The sequence below is a fragment of the Mucilaginibacter sp. genome (assembly GCF_028288105.1).
Lineage (GTDB): Bacteria > Bacteroidota > Bacteroidia > Sphingobacteriales > Sphingobacteriaceae > Mucilaginibacter.
In genome coordinates this window covers 1-26,746 of the sequence record NZ_JAQBOI010000270.1, presented here as the reverse complement: position 1 = coordinate 26,746, position 26,746 = coordinate 1, and the positions used below count along the sequence as shown (strand labels likewise).

Genomic DNA, 26,746 nt, shown 5'->3' with positions numbered 1-26,746 from the left:
TGTTTCGCGGTTTTTCCGTTTTTATATTTGATGGTGGCAAACATATCCAAAGGCTTTATGCTTACAGTGCGCACAGGCTTTTTCAGTTCAAACACTTTCATTACATCTTTATACTGTGTAGCAGCCAACAAGTACCCCCCTTTAGCACTACGCAATTTAACTAATGCCTTTCCATTTCCCGGTATATAAATGCCGCTTTGCATTATAGTTAAAGGTTTAAAACCGCCTTTACCATCACCTTTTAACATTAAACCATTAAAGGCATCGTAACGGCCGGTGCTAACTTCGGTACCGTAATCATTACCATTAAGGGCTATATCAAGGTTGCCATCAGCATCAAAATCATCTATGATAATACCTGCCAGCTGAGATATCTGCGCTTCTATGGGCAATGGTATCATGGTAAATTTGCCATGACCATCATTACGCAAATAGCAAGACTGCAATTCGTTTGCTTTTAACCTGATAGCCCCTTCACGCATTTTGGGCGTAATCACACTATCCATAGTAGAGACGGCAAATGATTTGTAGTTCTGGTATTTTACCCTCATGCTTATCATCTGTTTTACAATATCATCGCGGGTATGTGCCGGAAACTCTTTCATTTTGCCATCCCTATCCTTTAAAAAAACTGATGGGAAGGCATCATAACTATCATTATTGTCAAAATCTTTAGCGGTTATATAAGCCGGATATTGGTCGGTAGCTTTGTAGAAAGTATTTAAACCTGTATTGCCCACAATATAATCAATATCACCGTCGTGGTCAAAATCACCGCCGGCAATAGTATTCCACCAGCCCAACTTATCAGCTATACCGCTGTTGGCAGTTACATTTTTAAATACACCATGATCATTTTTCATGAAGGTAACCGGCATCCATTCGCCCGTAATAACCAGGTCTGGCCAGCCATCGTTATCATAATCTGTAAACGATGCATCGCACACCAGGCCTAAGTTATTTAAGCCTTTGGCAACGGTTGGCGTTACATCAGTAAACTTAAGTTGTCCTTTTTTACTGTCGTTACGTAAAACAAAGCTTGATACCGGTTTAGGATAATTCCACGGATCAACCCTGCCTGATACGAACAAATCAAGCGAGCCGTCTTTATTATAATCAACCGCTTTTACACATAATTTGCTGGTAAAGTTTGCGGGTAAAGCGCCCGCTTGCAAGGTAAAGTTCCCTTTGCCATCATTTGCATAGATCCTATCCTGATACGATTTTGAGTTTGGCGCATCTTCATAGCCACCGCTTGCGGCATAAAGGTCAAGGTCGCCATCGCCATCTGCATCAAATAATAGCAAACCCTCATCTTTGTACCTATCGGTAGGGTTTGCCGCTGTAGCTAACAAGTTGCGCTGAGTGAATTTGCCATCGGCCTGTTGTAACAAAACCTGGGCAGGGTATTTTGAGGTACCACCTACAACCATGTCATCAAAGCCATTACCATCAACATCGCCTACAGCAACTGCCGGTAAATATTCTGATAACTTATGAGGCAGTAGTTTTTGCACGTTAAAATCTGCAAAATCAACATCATTATGCTTATAGTTTATTCCTACTGATTTTGTCACCTCGCTAAATAAGGACTGGCTATTTACCGGCGAAACACCAAAGCTATACCCTGCCTTTGCATTGTTAATATCAACCTTAAGTACCTGGTCGGCCTTCACGTTTGTTAGTGTTTGCTGCTTACCGTTCTGCCATTTTATTACAACCGAATCAATACTTATAATTTTACCCAAGCCAAAATGCGCTATATTTTGTATGGTTGACAGATAGCCGCGGAATGGGGTATTTTCATATACCTGGTGTTTACCATGGTCATAATAAATATCTGCCCAAGCCCCTATCCCATCCCGGTTTTGAGGATTGCCCTTAAACTGTATCTGTAAATAGTGATTGCTGTCTTTATCATCTTCGCGCGATCTGTTTTTGTATACAAATGCTTCGTCATCAATATTATTAATGATCATATCTAAAGTACCATCGTTATCCAGATCGGCATAAGCGGCACCGTTAGAGAACGATGCTATATCCATCCCCCAACTTTTGGTTACATCTTCAAACTGTAATCTGCCGTTATTTCTAAACGCGTAATTTGATATTTTTACAATAGGTATTTGCGCTAATATTTGTTTTTTACTGGCAATGATAAAAGATTCGTTCCTGAAAGCGATAAAATCATGATCGGTAACATCGCGGGGATAACCATTTGTTACTACTATATCCCTAAAGCCATCGTTATCAAAATCTGTTATCATAGGCCCCCAGCTCCAGTCTGTTTGTGCTACGCCGCTTAAAAAAGCTACCTCGCTAAATACAGGCGCGCCTATTGAATCATTTTGGCCTAAACGCGGGCCCTGGTTAAGCTGTAAGGTATTGTGATTATATTGGTATTGGTAACCGTAATTGTCAAAGTTTTGGTATAACTGGTATGATGTACCCGGCATAAACATTTTCTTGCGATAGTTATCTTCCGGATCCATATCCAGTTCAAAAACATCGGCAAGGCCGTCGTTATTTATATCCTGCACATCCTGGCCCATGGCGCTTGTGGCAGTGTGTTTAAAGTATTCTTTTGTACGATCGGTAAAAGTACCGTCGTGGTTGTTTATGTAAAGTATATTGCTTGGTAAAAAATCATTTGTAACGTAAATATCTTTCCAGCCATCGCGGTTAATATCCACTATGCTTGTTGCGTGGCCGTAACCCTCTATTAATATGCCCGCTTGTTTAGATACGTTTGTATAAACGCCATGTTTTAGAGCCGGGTTATAATCGTTACGATACAACCTGCCTGTATTACGGCTGGTACCATCTGTTATAATTGGCCTAAATGAGCTTGTATTATCTGTTGATTGCGCCTCGTTAACGGTAAGGTACATATCCAGGTCGCCATCGTTATCGTAATCAAAAAACGATGCCATTGTAGAGTGTACATTTATATTAAGGCCATATTCTTTTGATGATTCTTTAAAAATGGGCACCCCATTCTTATCAGGCCCCTGGTTTATATAAAGCAGGTTAAGCCTTTTAACTGTATCGTTCAATAAGGAGTTGCATACATAAATGTCTTTTAGCCCGTCGTTGTTTATATCAACAACAGCTACACCACGGCCCCAGCCACCTTTGCCACCTACTCCTGCCTTTTCGGTAACATCGTCAAATTTAAAATCGCCTTTGTTTATATATAAACGGTTTGGTACGGCGTTACCTATAAAATAAATATCCTGCAGGCCATCGTTATTAAAATCCCCTATGCCAACGCCGCCGCCGTTATAAATATTCAGCTTATCAAGTGGGTTGATACTATCATTTTCTACAATTTCATTATTGAATTTTATGCCCGAATGTGATGAAGATATTTTTTCAAACATTGTTGCCTTTTTACACGAGAATATAAAAAGTGGTAAAGCAACAAACAGCAGGTATCTAAGGAGTTTCATTTAACGATATTAATAAATATATTAATAAAAAAAGAGGGGAAGATAATAACCTTCCCCTCTTTTATAGGTTACTGATTATTAATAACCTGGATTTTGTTTTAGTTTCTTACCCGGAGATAAATCTATCTGAGCTTGAGGAATAGGGAATAGTTCGTTTCTGTTTGCGGTAAATTTAGCAACCTTCATAACGGCTGATGTAAACTTGTCACCAAAGTCACGAGTGTTTTTCAGGAACTTCTCAATTTCTGTTGCCATAATTGAACCGGCAGGACCGCCATTTACGGCATCCCAACGAGACAAGTCAAAGGTACGATGACCTTCCATACCTAATTCTATCTTACGTTCAAAATATACCGCTTTACGTGCAAAAGCCTGGCCGTTTGCAGTAAACTGACCGGTATATAAACCAACTTTATAGTTAGCGGCAAATTGGGTATTATCAACAATTGGTTTTGTTGCATCGCCACCGGTATAGCCTGTTAATTTACCTTTAACCCAACCGCTTTGGATAGCAGCACGAGCCCTAACCTGGTTAACATAACCTTCTGCAACACCAAGCTGGCTTGCTTCAACAGCACATTCTGCAGCCCATAATAGCACGTCAGCATATCTGATAGCATTGTAGCTGTTTGATGTTGACTGGTTTGCAGCCCAACCACCGTATGAATCTGAAGTTGTTGATTGTGCAGCTTTGTAATAAACGTTTTTAATAGGCAAGAAAGGACCACCATTTGGCTGATCACGAGCCCAGGCAGCTCCAGGGCAAATACCCCAGTCTAAGTAAGGTATACCACGACGGCCAACTGACCAGTCGATCCTTGCATCAAGCAATTCATTGCCAGGTAAATATGTAGCATTCTCTGCTGCAACACCCTGGTCATTTTTAATATAGTCATTTTGGTAAGTATCAATTAATGGCAAACCATTAGCATCAACTTTAAATGAGTTAGCAAAATCAAACGTTGGCTGGAAGAAACCGCAGCATCCTGCAGGGCCACCAGACGGAAAGTTTAATACGTTACCTGCATTACCATTTAAACCGTTTGCACCATCTTTTACAGATGTTTGTACAACGAATACGCCTTCGGGCCCATTTTTTGTTGAGGGGTTAAAGTTATTAGCGTACGGTACTAATGCATATTTAGCTCCAGAGCTTGTTTTGCCATTAGCGATAATATCAGTTAAAATAGCAGATGCTGCAGGGTATTTATGATCAAACATAAGCGTTTTAGCCTCGAAAGCTAAAGCAGCCCATTTGTTTGCACGGCCAATTTGTGGCTGGGTTTCCGGTAAATCGGCAGCAGCAGCGGCAAAATCAGCTGTTATTTTATCCCAAATCGGGCCGTCATTAGCCAAATCATAATTATTTGCAGCATAGGTTACGGTTTCATCTACATAAGGTACATTTTTCCATAATTTAGCAGCCTCCAGGTGGTAATAACCACGTAGGAACCTTGCTTCTGCAATGTATTGTTTTGTTTGATCTGCGGTAATTGAACCGTCTTTTACTGTTGGCAATACACGCAATACATCGTTTGCACGTTGCACACCTGCATAACATACACGCCATTTATCATCAAGATAATCATTTGCACCTGTTGCATTAAACGCTTCAAGGTTAGCCGCAGCCGGCTGGTCACCCGGGTTAGAGCCTTTAAAGGCATCCCCTCCAACTACACTACCATATATCCAGTTGTCGGTACCGGTTTCCCATGGGCTGCCCTTTTGTTCAGCATAAACACCATCTACTAATGCATAGGCGCCTATTAAAATACCGTCAACACCTGTCCTGGTTGCAACCACATCCGGTGTTAGTGCACTATTTGCCGGCTGATCGAGGAATTTCTTACACGAATATGATGAGGCCAACAGTAGAACTGCTGCCGGGATCATTATTTTTAATTTCAAATTTTTCATAACTATAAATCTTTTATGTAGTTAGCTATTGTTAAAATGACAAGTTAACACCAAATATAAACCTGCGCTCATTATTAGGATAGTTACCTAAATCAATACCGGGGCTGTTTCTATCAACAGATTGTAGTTCAGGATCCGGACCAGAATATTTTGTCGCAGTAAATAAATTAGTTCCCTGTACATATACGTGCAACTTATCAACACCTACACTTTTTAACATATTAGTACCAAAGGTGTAACCTATCTGTACTGAACGTAGTTTCAGGAATGAACCATTTTCTACGTAGTATGAGCTGATTGCATCAGCAGTACTAAAGGTGGTTGTTTTTTCAAGTATCGGCGTTTTAGCACCTGCATTTTGCGCAGCAGATTTTGCTGGGTCCCATGCATTATATAACAGATCGCGGCTTTTATTACCGGTTTGTGAACCATAGAAGTTAGTCCAGTATTTGATCGAGTTATACACATCGTTACCTTGTGAGCCGTAGAATACCGCGGCAAAGTCAAACCCTTTGTATGCAGCGCTTAAGTTAACACCGTATGTAAAATCTGGGTTAGGGTTACCAATAAAGGTACGGTCATTATCATCAATTTTGTTATCGCCATTAACATCGGCATAACGGAAACGGCCCGGAGCAGCATCCTTTTGGTATGGTGATACAGAACCAAATACATCCGGCTGTTGCGCTGCATTTAGCGCATCAATTTCTGCCTGTGTATTCCAGTAACCTTGTACCTGGTAACCATAGAACTGGCCTATACTTGTGCCAACATCATTTTTAACTACGTTACCGTTACGTATACCTGTTGTGAAGAAAGCTGCACCAAGCTCGGTGATATTGTTTTTAACAGTGGTAATATTTGCACCAACGTTATAAGTAAAACCGCCGGATTGGCCATGATAGGTTGCACTGATATCGAAACCTTTATTTACAACCGTACCAATATTAACCGTAGGGCGGGTATTAGGACCGCCACCAACTGTAGCTAATAAATCTAAATTTTGCAGGAGGTTAGTAATCGTTTTTTTATAGTACTCTACAGTAACATCAAAATGATTAAATATAGATGCATCAAAACCAACATTAAACACTTTATCGCGCTCCCATGTTGTATTTTGGTTACCTGTTATACTTGCGTAGTACCCACCTATAACTGAATTTGATGAGCCATCAATTGGGTAAGAAGAACCACCCGCGCTTCCGCCAAAGGCATTATAGAAGCTGTTTCTTATTACGTTACCATTGTAACCTGATATACCGTAGCTACCGCGGATCTTCAAATCATTTAACCAGCTAACACCTTTCAGGAAATCTTCCTGAGATGCACGCCATGCCAATGATACGGATGGGAATGTACCCCATTTTTGACCTGTGTAGAATACAGAGCTACCATCACGACGAATAGTGGCACCTAATATATATTTATCAGCAAATACATAATCTAAACGACCAAAGAATGACATTACTTTGTTTGGGAATGTTGTTTGATTATTTGGATCGTAGAACCCGCTGGTAGCAGTTGTTGAACCAGCCTGGCCATTACTAAGGTTTGCAAAGAAAGGATCAAGAGAGAACAGGTTCTTAACTGATGCATCCATTTGGCGATGGCTAATGCTCCTGGCTTCAAAACCACCCAATAAGTTAATGCTGTGTTTACCAAAAACTTGCTTGTAATTGATAGTATTACTCCAGTTATACCTGGTATCATATGATGAACCTTCATTATAGCTGTTTGTACCACCATGGGCCTCACCGCTATCATACTGGCGGTAAGCAATATTATAATAATATCTGTTAGATATATCTGTGCTAAAGGCTGTACGTGCTGTAAAGTGTTTCAGGAAATCAACCTCAGCAAACGCGGTACCTTGCATACCCCATTGATTGGTGTTAGTAGTGCTTTGACGCTCTTGTATACCAACCGGGTTTAGGGCGTTACCCAATGCAGCCGGGCCAGCGTAAGTACCACCTAAATTACCTCCAATGTCTCTAACAGGGATAATAGGAAGTGTACGGTAGGTTTCAGAGATAGGGTTACCTTCGTTTTGGTTACCACCGTTAGCTAAACCACCACCACCGTTTGGCGACTGGATGTAGAAAAAGCTAAAGTTTTCGCCCAAGCGTACGTGATCTTTAACACTGAATGTAGTGTTAACACGTGCCTGGTACCTTTTAAAGTAAGTCTCTATTAAAGTACCTTGCTGGTTGGTATAACCTAATGACATAAAGTATGAATTTTTATCACTTGCACCACTTGCACTAATTGTGTGCTGTTGTATAGGGGCTGATTTAAAAATTTCATGATACCAGTCAGTACCTGCACCTTTAGTAAATTTCTGGATCAGGTAATCAAAGTTAGGGTCATTATCTAAGTGATAATTTGGAAGAAATGTACCGGCATCTGCCTGGTTGAAAACACCTCTGCCATTTGCCGATTGATAACCATAATCAGCAATTTTACCTCCTAATAACAATGCGTTACCAGGGTCTACTTTGTTAAGTAATTGTTCAAATTCGCCAGCATTTAACGTATTAAAAACGTTACCGCCTATTGGCTGCGTTGTTCCGTAAAACGCATCATAAGAAATTACGGTTTTGCCTTGTCTGCCTTTTTTGGTAGTTACCAAAACAACACCGTTACCACCGCTTACACCGTAAATGGCAGCAGCACCCGCATCTTTCAATACCGATATAGATTCGATATCATTAGGGTTAATGTTTGACATGTTATCTGACTGTAAACCGTCAATTACATACAATGGCGATGAGTTACCAAAGTTACTGGTACCACGAATGGTAACCTGAGCACCTGCACCGGGGGCACCCTGTGTAATTACGTTAACACCGGCCGCCTGGCCTTGCAATAAGCTTTCTGAGCTTACCGTAGGAACCGATTTTGCAGCTGTAACATTCACTGTTGCAACCGAACCGGAAATGTCTTTTTTACGTTGCGAGGTGTAACCAGTTACTACTACCTCGTTTAACGTGTTACTGCCGGCCTGTAAAACAACGCTAATTGTTTCGGAGGCGCCTACAGTAACATCTTGCGATTGATATCCCAGATATGAGATAGTTAACACATCACCAGGGCTAACATTCAGACTGAACTGTCCGTTAACGTCCGTTTGTGTACCGATGGTAGTACCTTTAACGCGCACAGTGGCTCCAACTACGGGTAGCTTGTCGTCGCTGCCGGTAACCCTTCCAGTGTGTTTTGTTTGAGCTGTAACTACCAGTGAAGATACCATGCAGCATAATAGCAGGCATAGCGTTCTTCCTTTAAGGAGTAAACTTTTAAACATGAGATTGAGATTTAGTTGATTAATATATTTGATTTAAGGTCTTATTTCATATGGGTATAAAGTTTATTAATTTGCAAGGGATAGCAAATAGAGGAAGACTTAAAGAATTCTTTCTTAATAAGATAAGGAGTGTGAGATAATCAAAAAGAAAAAATTGTAAAAGTTTTATCATATAGTTACACTATCCTGCTAAAAATTTATTCTGTTTGCCCATTTATGCCCCTCATACTTAAGGTTCATCAATGTGGTTTGTCCGTTAAATTCAGTTTCTCTTTCTAAAAAAAGAAAGTTTATAATTGGTAATGCTCTAATATAAACAGAGTGTCCACGTTACACAAGTTTCTCCAATAGAATTATTAATTATTTATTTTTTTAAGATAATTAATGAACAATGTATCAATTAGATAACCATTTGTTAAACTCCTGTTAATAATTCAATATTTAAAATAACAATATCGCAATGTAATATTCTTGTTATAAAAGGTTTTTTTTGCCAAAAATCATGTTTTGATATTTTAAAAGCCCCAAATCAGTACACATCATTCAAAAACTTAAAAACTTTTATTAAATTTTTAAGAAGTTGGTTCTATAAAATAAAGCAGTTGTTAAACTTATGTTAAGATTGCTTACCCCTGCCAAATAAGGTACCAATAAAAATGCGACTCTTTACACCAACTACCTTTTGATATGAAATACACACTTTGTATAAAAAAAATATGCCTTACTGATATCAGTAAGGCATATTAGTTAAAATTTAATATAAAAGAAATTTAACTAAAAACTCTTTTATAATGAAGCACTTAAACCTATTTGGCCCACTGTACTTTAGCGGTTTTTGTATCGGCAGAGTTTGTACCTATTTGTATAATAAACGAACCGGGCTCCCAATCGTATTTTAACTGGCTGTTATAAAATTTTAACTGGTTAGGGGTTATCTTAAAAGTAACATCCTGCTTCTCTCCTTTTTGCAGGTTTATTTTTTTGAAATCCTTAAGCTCTTTTACCGGGCGGCTAATGCTCGCGGCGGGGTCGCTAATATATAACTGTACAACTTCCTCGCCTGCATAAGGGCCATCATTGGTTACCGTAACCGTTGCCGTTAAAGTTTCGTTGCCTTTTAACCTGGTTTTATTTAGCTTAACATTACTATAATTAAACTTACTGTAACTTAAACCATAACCAAATGGGTATAGCGGATTGTTACTGATATCTAAATAATTTGATTTGAACTTGGTTGGCCCTGATGAATATGGGCGACCGGTATTTAAGTGATTATAGTATAAAGGGATTTGACCTACGCTACGCGGAAACGTTGTAGTTAACTTACCCGACGGATTGTAGTTACCAAACAATACCTCGGCCACAGCATTACCCGCCTCGGTGCCCGGGGCCCAAACATCTAATATAGCAGCGGCATTATCATTTTCCCAGGTTAGGGTAAGCGGCCTGCCGTTAAATAATACTATAACAATAGGTTTACCCAATTTTGCCAAAGCCTTTAACATAAGTTGCTGACTTTCTGGTATGCTGATATCTGACCGGCTTGATGATTCGCCGCTCATGCTTTGCGATTCGCCAACTACGGCAACTATTATATCAGCCTTTTTAGCGGTTTTCACAGCTTCTTCCAGCATATCCTGTGGCGATTTAGGATCAAGGCTAACCATGCCCGGGCCAAAGTTAAGGCGTTTCATGAATGTGGTATCGTCGGTAATATTAGCGCCCTTGGCATAGGTAACTTTTACGTCGTCGTTAACCACATGTTTTATACCTTCTAATACGCTTACCGATTTTTCCCACTCGCCGGCAATAACCCATGTGCCCAGCATATCCCTTTTATTATCTGCCAGTGGGCCAACAACAGCAATGCTACCGCCCGATTTTTTTAGCGGCAATATTTGGTTAGCATTTTTAAGCAATACAAAAGAGTGCTCGGCAGTCATACGTGCCGCCTTACGGTTAGCATCGGTAAATACTTCTGTTTTCTCTTTTTGCGCATTAATTGATTTGTATGGATTTTGGAAAAGACCAAGTTTATACTTGGCTTCCAGCACCCGGCGGCAAGCCAGATCAATATCGGCCATGGTTACCTTACCTTGTTGTAATGATTTTTTCAGTGTCGACAAGAAGCCCTCACCCACCATATCCATATCTAAACCCGCTTTTAATGCCAGCGCCGATACCGTTTGCAGATCGCCAAGGCCGTGGTTGGTAACTTCATTTAAAGCGGTATAATCTGATACTACAAAGCCGTTAAAACCCCATTGCTTACGCAACAGATCTGTTAGTAGCCATTTATTGGTAGTTGCCGGCACACCATCAACCACGTTAAACGAGCTCATGAAGCTGCCCGCACCCGCATCAAGCGCTGCTTTGTATGGCGGCAGGTAATAGTTATACATATTTAAACGGCTCATATCAACCGTATTATACTCGCGGCCGGCTTCGGCGCCGCCATATAGTGCAAAGTGTTTTACACAGGCCATAACAGCATCGGCATTTTTTAAGCTGGTACCCTGGTAACCTTTAACCATTGCCGCTGCAACTTGTCCGCCATACCATGGGTCTTCACCGCTACCTTCAGATATACGCCCCCATCTTGCATCACGGGCAATATCTACCATGGGCGAAAACACCCAGTTTAAACCTTCGGCAGTAGCCTCTTTAGCTGCAATATGTGCCGATTGCTCTATCAACCCCAAATCCCAGGTGGTAGACATGCCCAACGGTATAGGGAAAATGGTACGGTGGCCATGTATAACATCTAAGCCAAATATTAAAGGGATATGCAGGCGGGTACCCTTTACAGCAGCTTCCTGCATTTTACGAACGTTGTCTGTTCCGTATAAACCAAATACACCGCCTATGGCACCTTTTTTAACACCATCGGCAATGCCACTATTTGTTACCGAACCCGTTATAGCCATACCACCTGTTACCAGGTTTAGCTGCCCTATTTTTTCATCAACGGTCATTTTTTTCATTAAACCGCTAACAAAAACATTCATTTTTGCAGTTTCGGTTTGTTTCTGGGCCGTGGCATTACTAAAGGGCAGGCAAAGCAGCACAGCCGCGCTCAAGTAAACAATACGCTTAGTGGTAAAATATTTTTTCATCAATAACAGCTTTGGGGTGTATTTTAATATATCGTTGTAGCTATTAAATTTCCGTAATATTAAATTACTGTAAAACTTATTAGTTATAATTGTTTTTAATGTTGCTTAATGCATGGTGTAATTGGTACACAATTGTAAATATTAAATTTAAACAATCAAAGTAATTTTTTATCAATAGCATAAATGTTAACTAAGCAAGAGCTGGAAGAATTTTGGGCCGAGGCCGGTAAAATATACTTAAATCACATATCAATAGATTGTGTAGTTTTTGGTTTTCATGGGGGGCAAATGAAGGTTTTGATGCTTAAAAGCAATAATGAGGAAGCCTGGTACCTGCCGGGGGGCTTTGTGCTTAAAAAAGAACCTATTGAAAATGCCGCCGACCGTATATTAAAAGAACGTACCGGTATTGATGAAATATTTTTGCAGCAATTTTACGTTTTTGGCGATCCGGACCGTTCTAAAATACATAACGAGATGTATAAGGATATGCTGCCCGAAGATCAAAACTTCTTCGCCAAGCGTTTTATATCTATCGGCTATTATGCTTTGGTAGATTTTTTTAACGTTATACCCACGCCCGACAATTTTTCGGAAGTATGTACCTGGCGCGACCTTAACGACCTGCCCCGTTTCCAGCTTGACCACGAATTAATATTTAAAACCGCCTTAGATACGCTGCGCCTTCAGTTAAATTACCAGCCCATAGGTTATAACCTGATGCCCAAAGAGTTTACCATGCCCGAACTGCAAAAGCTTTATGAAACCATACTGGACAAAAAGCTTGACCGGCGTAACTTTCAACGCCGCATGCTGGGCTTTGGCATATTAAATAAACTGGAAACAACCCGTAAAGGCGGTGCACATAAAGCCCCCTATCTATATTCCTTCGACCTGGAAAACTACCAGGCTGCTTTAAAAGAGGGATTGAAGAGCGGCTGGTAGATAGTCACAATCATTTATTTTAATATGTTATTTTGAGTGTAGGGGCTGTTCCCTGCATGCTAATATTATGCATTGTCCATACGATTGCTGCGCGGCTCCAACCCTCTCATTGTTGTATTGTAAACGTCAATTTAAAGCTCCTGGCGTCTCATTCCCTCAAATTTTACTATCTTAACCCCTGCTACTATTACCGTTGCTTATGAAGTTTAAAAACGTACTTGTTGATCTTACATTACTTGTATTTGGCATCTTATCGGCCAGTATGGGGTTAAAAGGGTTCTTGTTGTCCAGTCATTTTATTGATGGTGGCGTAACCGGTATATCCATGTTGTTAGCCGATGCTACTAAAACACCGCTTTCTGTTCTGATATTTGTTATCAATATCCCTTTCTTGTTTTTAGGCTATCGTAAACTGGGGCTAACTTTCGCTGTAAAAAGCGCGTTGTCAATAGGCGGACTGTCGCTTTGCCTGGCATTTGTACACTTCCCTGATGTTACGCATGATAAACTATTAACAGCTGTTTTTGGAGGTGTATTTATAGGTGCAGGTATCGGTATGGCTATTCGTGGTGGCGCCGTACTTGATGGTACCGAAATAGCCGCCCTGCTGGTAAGTAAAAAGACCCAGGTAGTGCGTGTAAGCGATGTGATATTGATATTAAACGTAGTAATATTTACTGCCGCGGTGTTCTTATTAGGTGTAGAATCGGGTTTGTATTCTATTTTAACCTACCTGGCTGCATCTAAAATGATAGATTTTATATTAAACGGCCTGGAGCAATATACCGGTATGACCATAGTATCTGCCAAAGGCGAAGAGATCCGCGTGGCTATTACCCAATCCCTTGGCCGTGGGGTTACAGTTTATCAGGGCAAAAGCGGATACGGAAAAGATGGGCACATTAATGCCCCACGGGAAATTATCTTTACCGTTGCCACACGTTTAGAGGTACCTTTATTAAAACGGGAAATATTAAAAATAGACCCGGCAGCATTTATTGTACAACAAAGCGTTGATGATACTACAGGTGGTTTGCTTAAACGTAAGAAAGGGCACTAACGGTTCCTGATTTTGCATAGTAGGTTTCTACTCGTTACCATCTAACATTGGCACCACCAAAACAGGTATATGTGAATTACGTACAATGCTTTCAGCAACGCTGCCCATTAGCAGGCGATCTATACCGCTGCGGCTGTGGGTTCCTATTACAATAAGATCAGCCTTAAATTCTTTACTACAATTTAAAATACCATCAGCGGTTGAACCGTATTCATTAAACTGGGTAACCTGCAACCCGTTAGCATATTTTGCAATAGTGCGCTCTATAATGCTTTCCGCCTGTTCTTTCTGAAACTCCAGTAAATTCATTTCGTTATAATCAGGTGTTTGCAGGGGCATGCCCATTATTGTATCGGTAGCAGTATCCGTAGTTATTGCGGGCTCAACAATATGCACCAGGCCAACATGGGCATTAAAGGTGCGCGCTATATCAAAGCCATACGAGGCTGCGTATTCAGCAAATTTGCTGTCATCTATCCCAATAAGTATCTTGCTAATCTTCATGGCTTTAAGGATTGTGGTTATCCTTACTAAACAATCAATACTACATTTGTTTTCAGTAAAATATCTTGATTTGCTTAAAATTTATACTTTGAAAACATACGCCTTAGATATTTTGGCGAATGGCCATCGTCACCCTCAACAATCTTTGGTGTAGCTACCCGCTGGGCAGAATAGATGCCCCCTTCGCCACTAAAAAAGTAAGCGGTAAAACAGGCTACTGCAAAAAACAGGGCATACTCCCCGCCAAACAATTCAATACCCATTAAGGTGCAGGCCAGCGGTGTATTGGTTGCGCCGGCAAATACAGCTATAAAACCTAAAGCAGCAAAAAGGCTCACGGGTGCATTCATTAATTCGGCCAGTGTATTACCCAGGGTAGAACCTATGTAGAACAATGGTGTAACCTCGCCCCCTTTAAAACCCGTGCCTAAAGTAATGGCAGTATATATCAATTTCCACAACCAGCTAAAAGCATCGGCTCCGGCATGCTGAAAAGCAGATACAATGGTTACCGCGCCTGGGTATTCTGCGTCAACACCCAGACTTAAATAATCGGGCTTGCCTAAAATAAACGTGAGTAAAATAATTATCAATCCGCCGCAAACGGGTATCAGCCAGGTGATTTTTATCCATTTTAAAGAGAAGTTTTTTACCAAATGTACTGCCTTTGCAAAAGCCCGGCTCACCAACCCAAACACTGCCGATGCCACTATAACTTTCGCAAGCAGCCATAAGCTTACAGGCAAATGAAGCCCGTATAGGTCCTGACTGGTGTTAACTATATCTACATGATATAAGGTATGATGCACCCCCCATGCAGATACGGTGATATCGCCAATTAGGCCAGCAATTAAACAAGGTAGCAAAGCATTATACCGGATATTGCCAATAGCAATAACCTCCAGCGCGAAAATGGCACCGGTTAGCGGTGTACCGAACACTGCCCCAAAACCGGCCGCTACACCTGCGGTTAATATTACCTTTTTATCAGCCTCATTTAGCTTTAGCCAGCCGCCAAACAGGTTGGCCAAACTGCCACCAATTTGTACGGCAGTGCCCTCGCGACCTGCAGAACCGCCAAACAGATGGGTAATAACGGTAGTAACTAAAATAAGCGGCGCCATGCGTTTGGGCACACCCGCACCGGGCTGGTGAATCTCATCAATAATAAGGTTATTGCCCCGCTCGGCACTTTGCCCGTACAATTTATATAACAAATGAATAACCACACCCGCCGCCGGCAAAAGGTACAGCAGCCACGTATGCGCGAAACGGAAATGAATAGCCCAGGTAAGCAGCCACAAAAACAGCGCTACCATACTGCCAATAGCAATAGCTAAAGGTATGCTGATCAGCGTCCAGCGGGTAAGGTATTTTAAGAGGGAAATTTGTTTTGAAACGATATTTTTAAACATAACCTACGTGCAAATAAACAACTTATTTGGGGTAGGCGTCATCAGCTTTGCAGCGGTTCAAGTAGGCAGAACACCATTGCCTTGTTTGTATAGCACAAATATAGTTTTTTAGTTTAAACTTTATACCCATGGCTTAAAGTTAGGGTTACCTATTTGGCAAACAGATATTAACAGGCATGGGAATTAGCGAAGAATCTGTCAACCTGAATTTTAAATGGCACAAATTATCTAAAAAGACAAAAGTTTTTCTGATAATATGCCTTGTATTTGCTTTCTCACTTATCAGGTTTAGCTTTAACACTGAGTATATTGGCTATTTTGCAGGAGAATGTGGGCAAGGAATGTGCCATACAGAATACAAAATCACCTCCAATGAATTAACAATTGATGATACATCGACAGATACAGCTACCAATGTCCACAAAGTAATAAAAGGTAATTTTGAAGATTTGAAATTTAATGCCCCCCTTTTGCTATTATCTAATATATGGGGGAGTTTTGGTTGTCCCGACTGCAGTGACGGCGGTGGCTATATTTTAGGATTTAAGTTCTTCTGGATACATTTTAGCTTTGAATTTGACAGGGATTCTTCGCCCTGGTATTATGCTGGCGCAACCGAAATTATTCGTGATAGAATAAAAAAAATAGAGCAAATAGAGGCCGCTCAATCTAATCCCTAAACTTTCTATATTTGCCCTCATGAGCATCTCTCCCGAAATAGAAAAAAGGCTTACCCTGCTGCAAGAAAAATACAATGCCATGGGCCAGGATATGACATCGTACCTTGATGGCCTGCTGCATGCCGACTTTTTAACCTATTGGGATTATATTCACCTGGATACGCTTTTGAGCCTGCAAAGCCCTAAAACGCCCTTCCCTGATGAAGAGATCTTCATTATGTACCACCAGATAACCGAGCTTTATTTTAAGCTTACCCTGCACGAGTGCAAGCAGATAGCAGGTGCGGAAAATCTTACTGCAGAGTTTTTCACCACACGTTTAAAACGCATTAATCGCTACTTTGAAGCGCTTACCCACTCGTTCGAGATCATGGTGGATGGTATGGAGAAAGAGCAGTTTCTGCAGTTCAGGATGTCGTTATTACCGGCCAGTGGCTTTCAAAGCGGACAGTACCGCCTGATAGAGATCTATGCTACCGATTTCATTAACCTGGTAATTGTCGACCAGCGCGCAGCCCTGGGCAACGCATCTGTTGAAGAGCAATTTGAACACATCTACTGGAAATTTGGCGCGACCGAATTATCTACCGGTAAACAAACCCTTACCTTAAAACAGTTCGAGAAAAAATATGCCAAAACCTTTATCCAACTGGGCAAAGATGTAGCTAACACCAACTTTAACGCCTTGTTGCAACAATTTAAATACCAGGGCGAAAGCACCAAAGCATTAGAAGATGAACTGCGCCAACTGGATGTTAATGTAAACGTGAACTGGCCGCTGTGCCACTATAAATCTGCCGTGCGTTACCTAAACCGCGACCCCGAAGATATCAAGGCAACAGGAGGCACCAACTGGCAGAAATACCTGCCTCCGCGTTTCCAACGCCGCATATTCTATCCATCGTTATGGAACGCAGAGCAACTGGAAAACTGGGGTAAAGCCTGGGTAGAAAAGGTGATTAGCGAATTATAGCACCCTGCGTGTCAGTCGGTAATTCATTAGCGTTAACCTTATCCGTAATCATTTTTTCTATCCCGTAAAAATCCTCGAATTTATTAATGATGATCATCGATGGCTCGGCCGGTAGTTTACTGCTCAGGTGGATGCCGTCTTTACGATGGGTTATCTTTTTGATGTTACGATAGGCGATGGTAATATCGGGCCTGTCTTTCACCCGTAGCGTTACTTCGGTATCATCTGCTGTTAATTCGGTGCTGTCAATAATGGCGAAGTATTTTTTACGCCCGAAGATATACCCAAAAGTAAGAGCTGCTACAATAACTACAAAAATGCCTATGCTTAATGGGTTGTGCCCTTTATAAAGCAGGTTGTAGGCAAATACCGCTATAATTATCCCATAGTATACCAGCATGGTGCGTACCCAGGTTTTTTTCATGTCAATGTTGCCCTGCGGGCTAAAACGGTATACAGGCATATCAGCTATTTGTTAATTTGCGGTAATATAGCCTTCAAAAGACTTAAAAATTAAAAAATCGCTTAAAAATTTTTTAACTTGCCATTTTTCGATTAAATACATACGCCATGACCGACACACTGGACATAAAGATCACCAAAACACAACATTCCCGTTTAGCTGAAACGGATTTTAATACCCTGCCTTTCGGTAAGGTTTTTTCTGACCACATGTTTGTGGCCGATTATATTGATGGCGAATGGAAGAATTTTGAGATACTGCCTTACGGCCCAATTTTAATGAGCCCTGCTATTTCTGCACTGCATTATGGCCAGTCGTTTTTTGAAGGCATTAAAGCCTACAAACATGCCGATGGCAAGGTTTCTATCTTCCGCCCAGACAAGAACGCTATCCGCTTTAATAAATCGGCAGAGCGCTTGTGCATGCCTACCCTGCCCGAAGAAGTATTTGTACAAAGCATTGCCGCTTTGGTTGATATTGACCGTGAATGGATCCCGGGCAAGGCTAACCATGCCCTGTACATCCGCCCGTTCATGTTTGCTACCGACCCATTTTTGGGCGTAAACCCATCGGCTACCTATAAATTTGTAGTAATTGTTGGCCCGGTTGGCCCATACTTTTCAAAACCGCTTAGGGTTAAAATTGAAACACATTACACCCGCGCTGCCGAAGGTGGTATGGGCTTTGCAAAAGCTGCCGGTAACTATGGTTCATCTATGCTGCCTGCGCGTAAAGCTGCCGAAGAAGGCTTTGACCAATTGATTTGGACAGATGCCAAAGAACATAAGTACATTGAAGAAATGGGTGCCGCTAACGCGATGTTCCTGTTAGATGGTACACTGATAACTGCCGAAGCAAAAGATACTATCCTTGATGGCGTAACCCGCGATACGGTTATCGCTTTGGCTAAAAGCTGGGGCATCCCGGTTGAAGAGCGTAAGGTATCTGTAGCCGAATTGATAGAAGGAGCAAAAAATGGTAAACTAACCGACGCTTTTGGCGCCGGTACTGCTGCAACTATTGCTTCTGTAGCTTCAATAAGCTTTGAAGGCGAAGAATATTTCCTGAGCGACCCGCAAACGCGTGAGTTCTCTAAAAAGGTTTTATCAACTCTTGACGATATCAAATACGGCCGCGCCGAAGACACTAACGGCTGGAATTATATCGTATAATTCTGCCTGCTTAAATAGGAATCCCCGCATTTACATGCGGGGATTTTTTTTGCTACAATCCTAACAGTTGTGGACAAGCTTGTTGGCTCAATATTTGCACCTTCCCTCATAAATCAATTTTATGCCTGAGGGGCCAAGCATCCTGATATTAAAGGAAAAGGTACAGCAATTTATAGGTGAAAAAGTTATCGCCGCAACCTGTAATAATGATACGCTGGATACTGAAATCCTTACGGACCAAACCATTACCGCCTTTAAAAGCTGGGGCAAGCATTTTTTAATCTGCTTCCCTCAATTTACCATACGCATCCACATGATGATGTTTGGCACTTACCGTATTAACTCGCACACCGAAAAACCACCACGCCTGCACCTGCAATTTGAAGATGGCGAACTAAACTTTTACGCCTGCCTGCTGCAATTGATAGAAGAGCCGCTGGATAAAGTGTATGATTGGTCGGCAGATGTGATGAACCCCGAGTGGGATACCAAAAAGGCTATCAAGAAAATGAAAGCCCTACCTAACCTATTAGCCTGCGACGCCTTAATGGACCAGCAACTGTTTTCGGGCGTAGGTAATATTATCAAGAACGAGGTGTTGTTTCGCAGCCGCATACATCCGGAAAGTTTGATTGCTGCAATGCCTTCAAAAAAAGTAAAGGAAATGATAAACGAAACTATCCGATACAGCTTTGAATTTCTGCAACAAAAAAAGAAAGGTACGTTGAAGAGGCACTGGCAGGCTTATCATAAAAAGGAATGTCCACGTAACCATGTACCGTTTATCCGCAAAGACACCGGCAAATCGCGCAGGGCAAGTTTTTATTGCGAATTATGCCAGGTGAAGTATTAATTGCTGATGCGAATTTGATTGTCATGATGAACTTGTCGAACCATTAGCCTTTTACAAGTCTTCGACAGGCCAGACTGACATATCTTAACAGAAACTTATTCGTAATCTGTTTGTTGAACTATCATAACCGATACAACAATGAAAACGATAACAATTGAAGGCAACCCCGCATCATTAACAGCTATTATGGTACCCCGCGAAGCCGAGTATCACGACCATGAAACCATCAGGATCGAATCATCTGACGATTATGCTTATGTAGAAAAAACCATCTTCCGTGTGGTTGATGGTGGTGATGATAAATGGGAATTGCAGTTTGAATAAATATTCACGTGTCATGATGAGCTTGTCGGATCATTAGGGACTAAGTAATCGACAAGCTCAAACTGACATTCGCTATTTAACCTCTTTCGTAAACACATATTCTTTACCGCCCTGTTTCAGTGTAAATTCGCCTTTATCCGGGCGAAACTCCATTACAATGCCTGCTGATTCAAACTGATATTTATCGGCTGTTGTGGTGGCATCAAGCTGAAATGAAGACTGACCGGTGGCCTGAGCTATTAAGTTTGAGCCTTCTTTTGAAATGGTAATTTTTATAGGCAGTTCTGGATTCGCGTAAACACCTATATGTCTATCAAACCCTTTTACTTCAGCAAAACTCGGGATAGTATAAGGCACTTTCAAACAAATACTTAATACACCCTCCATAACTTTACCCGGGGAGTAAGTGCCACCATTTGAGATATAACTTACAGCTAATTTCTCCTCGGGAAAATAAGCCAACTCTGACCGGAATGCATCTATAGCGCCGCCATGTCCATACTTTGCCTTATCTTTAAATGGGTTTAAAAACATGGCCATACCATAACCATCTTTAATGGTTTTCATTTGCTCTAAACTGGCAGGCTTTATCAACTTACCGGCAAATAAGGCTTCGATAAATTTATCCAGATCGGCAGGAGTTGACACCATTGAACCTGCACCTGATGGGATGCTCATATCAGTTTCCATAAACTTGCTCCATTTGTTGTTGGAATAAGTATAAGACAATGCCTCGTTATTAGCCACATTAGTTTTACCGCCGTAATAGGTGTCCTTTAAACCTATTTTTGAGGCAATACGCTGTTTCACCAGCTCGGGATAAGTTTTCTTAGTTATTTTTTCAATAATATAACTCAACAGTACAAAATTGGTATTACTGTATACGCCTTTGGCACCCGGTTCAAAATCGGCTTTCATGGCCGCTATCCGGGTAAGCATTTGTTTGTGCGTTTGCGGTGCAACCATGTAGGTCATGTATGTAGGGTCGTTAGTAAAGTTATGCAAGCCGCTGTGATGGCTTAACATCATAGCAATAGTTATCTTCCCTGCGTTAGCTACCTGCGGATAAAATTTATCCAGGGTGGTTTCCAGGGTCAGTTTACCCTCTTCAATCAGTTGAAAAACCATTACACCGGTAAACATTTTACTGATAGAGCCTATGCGGTATTTTGTTTTTGCAGATGCCGGTACGGTAGCAGGGCTATCAACTACCGCGTTGCCAATGCTTCTTTGATAAAGAATCTCTCCGTTTTGCGATATGGCCAAACTGCCCATGCTTTTATTATTGGCAGCAAGCACATCCAGCAAACTATCTAAACGGGCTTTTTTCAGGCTTTGGGCATGCAGGCTAAAGTTTAACCCTAATGCAAGTAGTAATAAGGGAAGTATTCTTTTTATCATGGTGATGTGGTTTAAATATTGGAGTGCTATTACTATAGGTTGTTACAATAGTTATTTAAATGTACGCTTCTCAAAAATAATTCATGATTTATTTTGAAGTATCAAATTTAACACTTACACTTGCAGTGTACTATTTAACTAATACACTAAACACCTAATCATGATAGATATTAAAAACCTAACCTTTGGGTACCGCAGTAAGCAAACGGTGCTCCAAAACCTTAACTTAAAACTTGCTCCCGGCCATATTTACGGCTTGCTTGGCCGCAATGGCGCCGGCAAATCAAGCCTGTTACATAATATATGTGGTTTGCTGTTCCCCCAAAGCGGTGAGTGCCTGGTAGCTGGTGATAAACCCGAAAGGCGTAGCCCTCAATTTTTGCAACAGGTTTACCTGCTTCCCGAAGAAGTGTACCTGCCCAATGTATCTATTAAAAGTTACCTGGATGTGTATGCCCCCTTTTACCCAACATTCAACTTTGGGTTGTTTTACAATATTTTAAAAGAGTTTGAGATTCCCGCAGAAAACAAGTTGCAGAACATGAGCTATGGCCAAAAAAAGAAGGTGATGATAGCGTTCGCTTTGGCCACACAGGCAAAAATATTACTAATGGACGAGCCTACTAACGGCCTGGATATCCCATCAAAAAAGCAGTTCCGCAAGATAATAGCGGGCACTTTGGTTGACGACCAGATCATTATTATAAGTACCCACCAGGTACGCGACCTGGACAGTTTGATAGACCATGTATTGGTACTGGAAGACAAACAGATCATCGTAAATGAATCTACCGACCGTATTACCGAAAAACTTGTTTTTAAACAGGTTATGGAGCTTAAGGAAATCAACTCGCCCGTGTACAGCGAAGGCGGCCTGAAGGGCTACGCCGTTGTGGCCCCAAACCTGAAGCAAGAAAGCTCTAAAATAGATATGGAGATATTTTTCAACGCCGTACTTGCCGAAAAGAACCAGATACAATCACAATTAAAATCTTAACACATGCAATTTTCAATATACAGGGTTTGGTTATTATCCAAAAAACAATGGGCCGAGAACCGTCAGTTATACCTATTGGGTTTATTAGCTACTGCAGGCATTATGGGTGCTGCTTTTTTATTGAATGCGGCCCAACGCGATGGGCTTACCTATAATATCCAGTGCGATGTATTATTAGGTGGTGCCGCTGTAGCAGGGGCTATTTTTACAACAACCATACTAAGCAAATTTAACAATAAGGTAAAAGGCATACAGGCTTTAACCCTGCCTGCTTCAGCTTTAGAAAAACTGGTAACAGCTATTATATACGCGGCAATTGTTTTCCCCTTGGCTTATCTGCTGGTAACTTACCCCGTTATGGCCATTATCCATTACATCGATACCGAAATTATTGGCCACACCTCTGTTTTATATGATCTTGACCTAAGAAGGAATTTTAATACTATGATAGTTGTATACCTAATGTTACAGGCAATGGTACTGCTGTGTTCGGTAATGTTTAAACGCTACACTATTCTTAAAACCATTGTACTTGTTTTCGTAATGTTTTTTGGTATGATAACGATAAATCCAATTATTGCCGAGCGTATGTTAGACATGAAAACAATAAGCCATTCTAAAATAAACATGAGGCAAATTTTATATAATGAAGCGGGCGGGCGTATTAAAGATACTACAGGTATAGTAAATGTTACCAATCCCGTTTTACAGTCTACATCAGCGTACGCTGATGCTACCATGTACTTTAAGGATGAAGTATACCGTATGCACTTCAATTTGCTTAAACCACACCTGATAACAATGGGTTTATCTATAAGCGATGGCAGTAAATTCATATTTAACCTGTTAGCCATATTAGCTATACCATTTTTATGGCTGATAACCTGGTTAAGGCTTAAAGAAACGCAATTGTAAACCATATTATTATGGAGTTTAACAACACACAGCCCATATACCTGCAGATAGCAGATTATGTGTGCGACCAGATACAGCAGAGTACCTGGAAAACCGATGAAAAGATCCCCTCTGTAAGGGAGCTTGCTGTAATGCTGGAGGTAAACCCCAACACGGTAATGCGATCTTATGAGCACCTGCAAAATCAGGATATCATTTACACCAAACGGGGTATGGGTTATTTTACACAGGCCAACGCCGCAAAAAATATCCTTAAAGCCAGGCGCGGGCAATTTATAAAAGAAGAGCTGCCGCAGGTGTTCAAAAAAATGCAGCTATTAGGTATAACCCTTGCAGATATGCAGGCGCAACACGAGCAATTTATTCAGTCTACTAACACACCTAAATCTTAATCCAACATGAAAACAAGCACAAAATTACTCATCATATTTTTCGCCTGTATCCCGGCATCATTATGGGCATATAATTCTTTACTAAAAAAACAGCTACAAGCGCATAACATAGTTTTAGAATTAAGGCCCGACCCTAACCAGCAATACACCGAAATAAAGTTGCCTCACTTTAAATACCTTGTGGTAAACGGATCGTTAACCTATGGCAGCAAAAATGAAAAAAACGCAAACTGGCGGCCTCCAATACAGGTAGGCCAATTCAATGATAATTTTATAAACATTTTAAGAGGTTACGCAGATATTGTAAAACACCGCATTTCTAACGACACACTTTACGTTACGTTCCATAAAAATGCCGTATACGACGAATCGTCTTACATGTATTACCAGTCCGATGTTGTAAGAATAGGCACTAACGATCTGCACAGTGTTGATGTATCTTACGGCAGGTTTAATATCTACGGAAATTTACATACTGATAATAATGTTAAAATCACTGTTGATGGTAAAAGTAACTTAGATTTCCAGGGTTTATTGGCAGACAGGCTGGATCTTACCCTAAAAGATTCGTCTGAAGTAAATGCGCAGCAGAATAAGATAAACGATTTTTATTACAACCTACCCAAAAAAGGCAGATTAACTGTAGATGTTTATTCTGCAAAGCATTTTCATCCGGGTACTATTGATAGCCTGGCATGGATCAGCGTGCAAGGCAAAGCCGGCGATGTGAAGCAACTATTGATCCCTTAACCATACCTTATCATAGTTAACAAAAACAGCGGGCAAGTGTAATTTGCCCGCTGTTGTATTTTAAAGTATTCGTCCTTTATCTTTTGTTTAACCTAATATCTCTGCTATTTCGTCATAACCTTTTTCGCGGGCAAGGTCGGCGGGGAGTTTGCCACCTTCCATGCGGATATCAACATGGGCGCCTTTTTCAAGCAGCAATATCAACAACTCCAAATTGCCATTTTGAGCGGCAGAGTGCAGCGGTGTGCTACCGGCTTGTTGCTTCACATTAACATCGGCGCCGTTCTCTATGAGCATGCGGGCGGTGCTTGTAAAATTACCGGCCGCGGCAGAATGAAGCGGATAAACATTAAAACCATTGTCGCTCGGGCGGTTCACATCTGCACCTTTTAGCACCAGGTAGCGGGCAATATCAAACCGGCCAAAATAGCTGGCGAGACCTAAAGCGGTAAAACCGTCGTCGGCATACGAATCAATTCTTTCGGGATGGGTGTAAATAAGATGGGCAACATCATCAAACCTATCGGCAGCGGCTGCCTCAAAAAGGGTAAGATCTCTTGTATGTTTTAACAAAATATTAGTCACCACCGGTTTATGATAATAGCAGGAAAGCATTAACGGCGATACGTTAAGGCTTGTTTTTGCTTTAGCCAGTTCGGGGTTTGCGGCCAGCAAGGCATCTAAAGCATCAGTATCGGCATTGGCAATAAATTCTTCCAGTTTTTCAACGCTCATTTAATTCAATATTACTAAAAAATTAAAAAATATCTGTTTAATCTAATAACTTTATATTTGCAATTAAACGTTCAAATTACAGGATGCCGATTAAAGGAAACCAGTTCAGATCAAATAGCTTTAAGGAAGAGAACCAGCCACGCAAACCGGGATCAAAACCCGAAAGAGAAAGGCCTGTAAAGCAGCCAATCGAGCGCTTGCCACTTTTCGACTTGCGCGACGGCAGGGCTATCAAAATATTAGGCCTGTTTTTCCTGGTGCTGTCGGTGTTTTTCCTTATCGCCTTCACCTCCTACCTGTTTACCTGGCAGCAAGACCAAAGCTATGTTTCAAAAGCAAACGGCGGCTGGGGCAACCTGTTCAAAACCACAAAAGAGCTTTTAGAGAACGGCGTTAACAACCCCATGGTTGATAACTGGCTGGGTAAGTTTGGCGCGCTATTATCTAACCAGTTCATTTTCGAGTGGTTTGGTATAGCATCGTTCCTGTTCGTGTTTATATTTTTCACTATTGGCTACCGCCTGTTATTCAAAATAAAACTATTCTCGGTTAGTAAAATGCTGGCCTATTCCTTTTTTGGTATCGTGTTTATATCGGTATCTATAGGATTTTTCCACGCTTTTATAATCGATTACCCCCATTTTTTAGAAGGTAACTTCGGCTTTTGGACAAACCGTTTATTAGCCGCGCAGGTGGGCCAGTCGGGTACCGGTTTTATACTGCTGTTTTTAGCGCTAACAGTATTAATCATCGCCTATAACATCGACTTTAAATTACCGCAGCGAAAAGAAAGAGTTTCGCCTATGGCTGTGGATGGTGTAACACCCGAGCCTGTTGAACTGGTTGATGAAGAGATTTCTTTACCTGTAGAATGGCCAAGAAATGGTAACCGTGTTAAAGATATGCTGGCTAACCAGTCCACCGAAACAATAGAGCCGCTGAAACAGCAGCCAATGACACAGAACACTCCTTTTCACGAGCCTGTTACACTGCGCCCAGATACCACCAGCCACGAGCCTGAGGAAGAAACCGAGATACCGCTCACCATTGATGTAGAGCGCCCCAACCCTATTTTAAACATCGAAATAAGCGACGATGATAAGGCCAAAAGCCTGGTAGAGCAGTTTGGCATGTACGACCATAAGCTTGACCTTGCGAGCTACAAATACCCCGGGATAGACCTTTTAGAGAACTACGGCTCGTCTAAAATTGCTGTAAACTCGGAAGAACTGGAAGCCAACAAAAACAAAATTGTTGAAACGCTGAACCACTACAACATCGAGATTGATAAAATTAAAGCCACCATTGGGCCAACGGTTACGCTATATGAAATTATACCTGCCCCGGGTGTGCGGATCTCCAAGATCAAAAACCTGGA

The 26,746-nt window shown here is 41.3% G+C and carries 21 protein-coding genes and 1 riboswitch; of the genes, 12 read left to right on the top strand and 9 right to left on the bottom strand.

What is annotated here, in order from left to right:
- The 4 genes from JWQ85_RS18185 to bglX all read right to left on the bottom strand — a co-directional run.
- Positions 1–3,452, bottom strand: a 3,452-nt coding sequence (locus tag JWQ85_RS18185; RefSeq protein WP_299470454.1) for a VCBS repeat-containing protein, incomplete at its 3' end; no start/stop codon positions are given.
- A gap of 78 nt (positions 3,453–3,530) precedes the next feature.
- The gene (locus tag JWQ85_RS18180; protein WP_299470452.1) at positions 3,531–5,369 is read right to left on the bottom strand and encodes a RagB/SusD family nutrient uptake outer membrane protein; all 1,839 of its coding nucleotides are present in this window, start codon (positions 5,367–5,369) and stop codon (positions 3,531–3,533) included.
- 31 nt (positions 5,370–5,400) lie between these two features.
- A complete protein-coding gene (locus JWQ85_RS18175) occupies positions 5,401–8,619 on the bottom strand; it encodes a TonB-dependent receptor (RefSeq protein WP_299470450.1) in 3,219 nt (1,072 codons plus the stop codon).
- A gap of 860 nt (positions 8,620–9,479) precedes the next feature.
- The gene (gene bglX / locus JWQ85_RS18170) at positions 9,480–11,789 is read right to left on the bottom strand and encodes a beta-glucosidase BglX (RefSeq protein ID WP_299470448.1); all 2,310 of its coding nucleotides are present in this window, start codon (positions 11,787–11,789) and stop codon (positions 9,480–9,482) included.
- A 183-nt stretch (positions 11,790–11,972) separates the two neighbouring features.
- Here bglX and JWQ85_RS18165 point away from each other — a divergent pair, with 183 nt between their 5' ends.
- Together JWQ85_RS18165 and JWQ85_RS18160 are read left to right on the top strand one after the other, a co-directional pair.
- Positions 11,973–12,734, top strand: coding sequence for an NUDIX domain-containing protein (locus tag JWQ85_RS18165; RefSeq protein WP_299470446.1), 762 nt, complete (start codon positions 11,973–11,975; stop codon positions 12,732–12,734).
- Positions 12,735–12,933: 199 nt separating this feature from the next.
- Positions 12,934–13,794, top strand: a complete 861-nt coding sequence (locus JWQ85_RS18160) for a YitT family protein (RefSeq protein WP_299470444.1) — start codon at positions 12,934–12,936, stop codon at positions 13,792–13,794.
- Positions 13,795–13,821: 27 nt separating this feature from the next.
- Here the strand turns inward: JWQ85_RS18160 and JWQ85_RS18155 are convergent, their stop codons facing one another.
- Complete coding sequence (locus tag JWQ85_RS18155; protein WP_299470441.1) at positions 13,822–14,298, bottom strand: universal stress protein; 477 nt, start codon at positions 14,296–14,298, stop codon at positions 13,822–13,824.
- A 74-nt stretch (positions 14,299–14,372) separates the two neighbouring features.
- Positions 14,373–15,713 carry a voltage-gated chloride channel family protein gene (locus JWQ85_RS18150; RefSeq protein WP_299470439.1) on the bottom strand — a complete coding sequence of 447 codons (1,341 nt, stop codon included), beginning with the start codon at positions 15,711–15,713 and terminating at the stop codon, positions 14,373–14,375.
- Between the two features lie 25 nt (positions 15,714–15,738).
- A riboswitch (Fluoride riboswitch) is annotated at positions 15,739–15,803 on the bottom strand.
- 86 nt (positions 15,804–15,889) lie between these two features.
- Here JWQ85_RS18150 and JWQ85_RS18145 point away from each other — a divergent pair.
- Together JWQ85_RS18145 and JWQ85_RS18140 are read left to right on the top strand one after the other, a co-directional pair.
- Positions 15,890–16,393, top strand: coding sequence for a hypothetical protein (locus tag JWQ85_RS18145; protein WP_299470437.1), 504 nt, complete (start codon positions 15,890–15,892; stop codon positions 16,391–16,393).
- Between the two features lie 19 nt (positions 16,394–16,412).
- On the top strand, positions 16,413–17,366 hold the full coding sequence (locus tag JWQ85_RS18140) for a tryptophan 2,3-dioxygenase family protein (protein ID WP_299470435.1): 954 nt from the start codon (positions 16,413–16,415) through the stop codon (positions 17,364–17,366).
- On the opposite strand, the gene JWQ85_RS18135 is transcribed toward JWQ85_RS18140, so the two are convergent.
- A complete protein-coding gene (locus JWQ85_RS18135; protein ID WP_299470433.1) occupies positions 17,353–17,829 on the bottom strand; it encodes a hypothetical protein in 477 nt (158 codons plus the stop codon). The two genes, JWQ85_RS18140 and JWQ85_RS18135, sit on opposite strands and share 14 nt — an antisense overlap.
- Positions 17,830–17,936: 107 nt before the next feature.
- On the opposite strand from JWQ85_RS18135, the gene JWQ85_RS18130 reads away from it, so the two are divergent.
- The 3 genes from JWQ85_RS18130 (at position 17,937) to JWQ85_RS18120 (ending at position 20,178) form a co-directional block, all read left to right on the top strand.
- Positions 17,937–19,001 (top strand): branched-chain amino acid aminotransferase, encoded by a 1,065-nt coding sequence (locus JWQ85_RS18130; protein WP_299470431.1) that lies wholly within the window; start codon positions 17,937–17,939, stop codon positions 18,999–19,001.
- 121 nt (positions 19,002–19,122) lie between these two features.
- The gene (locus JWQ85_RS18125) at positions 19,123–19,854 is read left to right on the top strand and encodes a DNA-formamidopyrimidine glycosylase family protein (protein ID WP_299470429.1); all 732 of its coding nucleotides are present in this window, start codon (positions 19,123–19,125) and stop codon (positions 19,852–19,854) included.
- Between the two features lie 138 nt (positions 19,855–19,992).
- Positions 19,993–20,178 carry a hypothetical protein gene (locus tag JWQ85_RS18120; protein ID WP_299470427.1) on the top strand — a complete coding sequence of 62 codons (186 nt, stop codon included), beginning with the start codon at positions 19,993–19,995 and terminating at the stop codon, positions 20,176–20,178.
- A 72-nt stretch (positions 20,179–20,250) separates the two neighbouring features.
- Here the strand turns inward: JWQ85_RS18120 and JWQ85_RS18115 are convergent, their stop codons facing one another.
- Complete coding sequence (locus JWQ85_RS18115; protein WP_299470425.1) at positions 20,251–21,579, bottom strand: serine hydrolase; 1,329 nt, start codon at positions 21,577–21,579, stop codon at positions 20,251–20,253.
- A gap of 160 nt (positions 21,580–21,739) precedes the next feature.
- On the opposite strand from JWQ85_RS18115, the gene JWQ85_RS18110 reads away from it, so the two are divergent.
- From JWQ85_RS18110 to JWQ85_RS18095, 4 genes are read left to right on the top strand one after another with little or no spacing between them, the layout of a single operon-like run.
- On the top strand, positions 21,740–22,576 hold the full coding sequence (locus JWQ85_RS18110; RefSeq protein ID WP_299470423.1) for an ATP-binding cassette domain-containing protein: 837 nt from the start codon (positions 21,740–21,742) through the stop codon (positions 22,574–22,576).
- 3 nt (positions 22,577–22,579) lie between these two features.
- Positions 22,580–23,491 (top strand): hypothetical protein, encoded by a 912-nt coding sequence (locus tag JWQ85_RS18105; RefSeq protein ID WP_299470421.1) that lies wholly within the window; start codon positions 22,580–22,582, stop codon positions 23,489–23,491.
- An 11-nt stretch (positions 23,492–23,502) separates the two neighbouring features.
- Positions 23,503–23,883 (top strand): GntR family transcriptional regulator, encoded by a 381-nt coding sequence (locus JWQ85_RS18100; protein ID WP_299470419.1) that lies wholly within the window; start codon positions 23,503–23,505, stop codon positions 23,881–23,883.
- A 6-nt stretch (positions 23,884–23,889) separates the two neighbouring features.
- Positions 23,890–24,633: a hypothetical protein gene (locus tag JWQ85_RS18095; RefSeq protein WP_299470417.1), complete on the top strand. Its 744-nt coding sequence runs from the start codon at positions 23,890–23,892 to the stop codon at positions 24,631–24,633.
- 87 nt (positions 24,634–24,720) lie between these two features.
- Here the strand turns inward: JWQ85_RS18095 and JWQ85_RS18090 are convergent, their stop codons facing one another.
- Positions 24,721–25,368 (bottom strand): ankyrin repeat domain-containing protein, encoded by a 648-nt coding sequence (locus JWQ85_RS18090; RefSeq protein WP_299470415.1) that lies wholly within the window; start codon positions 25,366–25,368, stop codon positions 24,721–24,723.
- A gap of 83 nt (positions 25,369–25,451) precedes the next feature.
- Between JWQ85_RS18090 and JWQ85_RS18085 the strand changes: the two genes are divergently transcribed.
- Positions 25,452–26,746: DNA translocase FtsK 4TM domain-containing protein (locus JWQ85_RS18085; RefSeq protein WP_299470413.1), on the top strand; the 1,295-nt coding region annotated here is incomplete at its 3' end.

Bases quoted from the DNA above. Each gene is read 5' to 3' on its own strand.
- JWQ85_RS18180 (WP_299470452.1), bottom strand. From the start codon at position 5,369: ATGAAAAATTTGAAATTAAAAATAATGATCCCGGCAGCAGTTCTACTG.
- JWQ85_RS18175 (WP_299470450.1), bottom strand. From the start codon at position 8,619: ATGGTATCTTCACTGGTAGTTACAGCTCAAACAAAACACACTGGAAGG.
- bglX (WP_299470448.1), bottom strand. From the start codon at position 11,789: ATGAAAAAATATTTTACCACTAAGCGTATTGTTTACTTGAGCGCGGCT.
- JWQ85_RS18165 (WP_299470446.1), top strand. From the start codon at position 11,973: ATGTTAACTAAGCAAGAGCTGGAAGAATTTTGGGCCGAGGCCGGTAAA.
- JWQ85_RS18160 (WP_299470444.1), top strand. From the start codon at position 12,934: ATGAAGTTTAAAAACGTACTTGTTGATCTTACATTACTTGTATTTGGC.
- JWQ85_RS18155 (WP_299470441.1), bottom strand. From the start codon at position 14,298: ATGAAGATTAGCAAGATACTTATTGGGATAGATGACAGCAAATTTGCT.
- JWQ85_RS18150 (WP_299470439.1), bottom strand. From the start codon at position 15,713: ATGTTTAAAAATATCGTTTCAAAACAAATTTCCCTCTTAAAATACCTT.
- JWQ85_RS18145 (WP_299470437.1), top strand. From the start codon at position 15,890: ATGGGAATTAGCGAAGAATCTGTCAACCTGAATTTTAAATGGCACAAA.
- JWQ85_RS18140 (WP_299470435.1), top strand. From the start codon at position 16,413: ATGAGCATCTCTCCCGAAATAGAAAAAAGGCTTACCCTGCTGCAAGAA.
- JWQ85_RS18135 (WP_299470433.1), bottom strand. From the start codon at position 17,829: ATGCCTGTATACCGTTTTAGCCCGCAGGGCAACATTGACATGAAAAAA.
- JWQ85_RS18130 (WP_299470431.1), top strand. From the start codon at position 17,937: ATGACCGACACACTGGACATAAAGATCACCAAAACACAACATTCCCGT.
- JWQ85_RS18125 (WP_299470429.1), top strand. From the start codon at position 19,123: ATGCCTGAGGGGCCAAGCATCCTGATATTAAAGGAAAAGGTACAGCAA.
- JWQ85_RS18120 (WP_299470427.1), top strand. From the start codon at position 19,993: ATGAAAACGATAACAATTGAAGGCAACCCCGCATCATTAACAGCTATT.
- JWQ85_RS18115 (WP_299470425.1), bottom strand. From the start codon at position 21,579: ATGATAAAAAGAATACTTCCCTTATTACTACTTGCATTAGGGTTAAAC.
- JWQ85_RS18110 (WP_299470423.1), top strand. From the start codon at position 21,740: ATGATAGATATTAAAAACCTAACCTTTGGGTACCGCAGTAAGCAAACG.
- JWQ85_RS18105 (WP_299470421.1), top strand. From the start codon at position 22,580: ATGCAATTTTCAATATACAGGGTTTGGTTATTATCCAAAAAACAATGG.
- JWQ85_RS18100 (WP_299470419.1), top strand. From the start codon at position 23,503: ATGGAGTTTAACAACACACAGCCCATATACCTGCAGATAGCAGATTAT.
- JWQ85_RS18095 (WP_299470417.1), top strand. From the start codon at position 23,890: ATGAAAACAAGCACAAAATTACTCATCATATTTTTCGCCTGTATCCCG.
- JWQ85_RS18090 (WP_299470415.1), bottom strand. From the start codon at position 25,368: ATGAGCGTTGAAAAACTGGAAGAATTTATTGCCAATGCCGATACTGAT.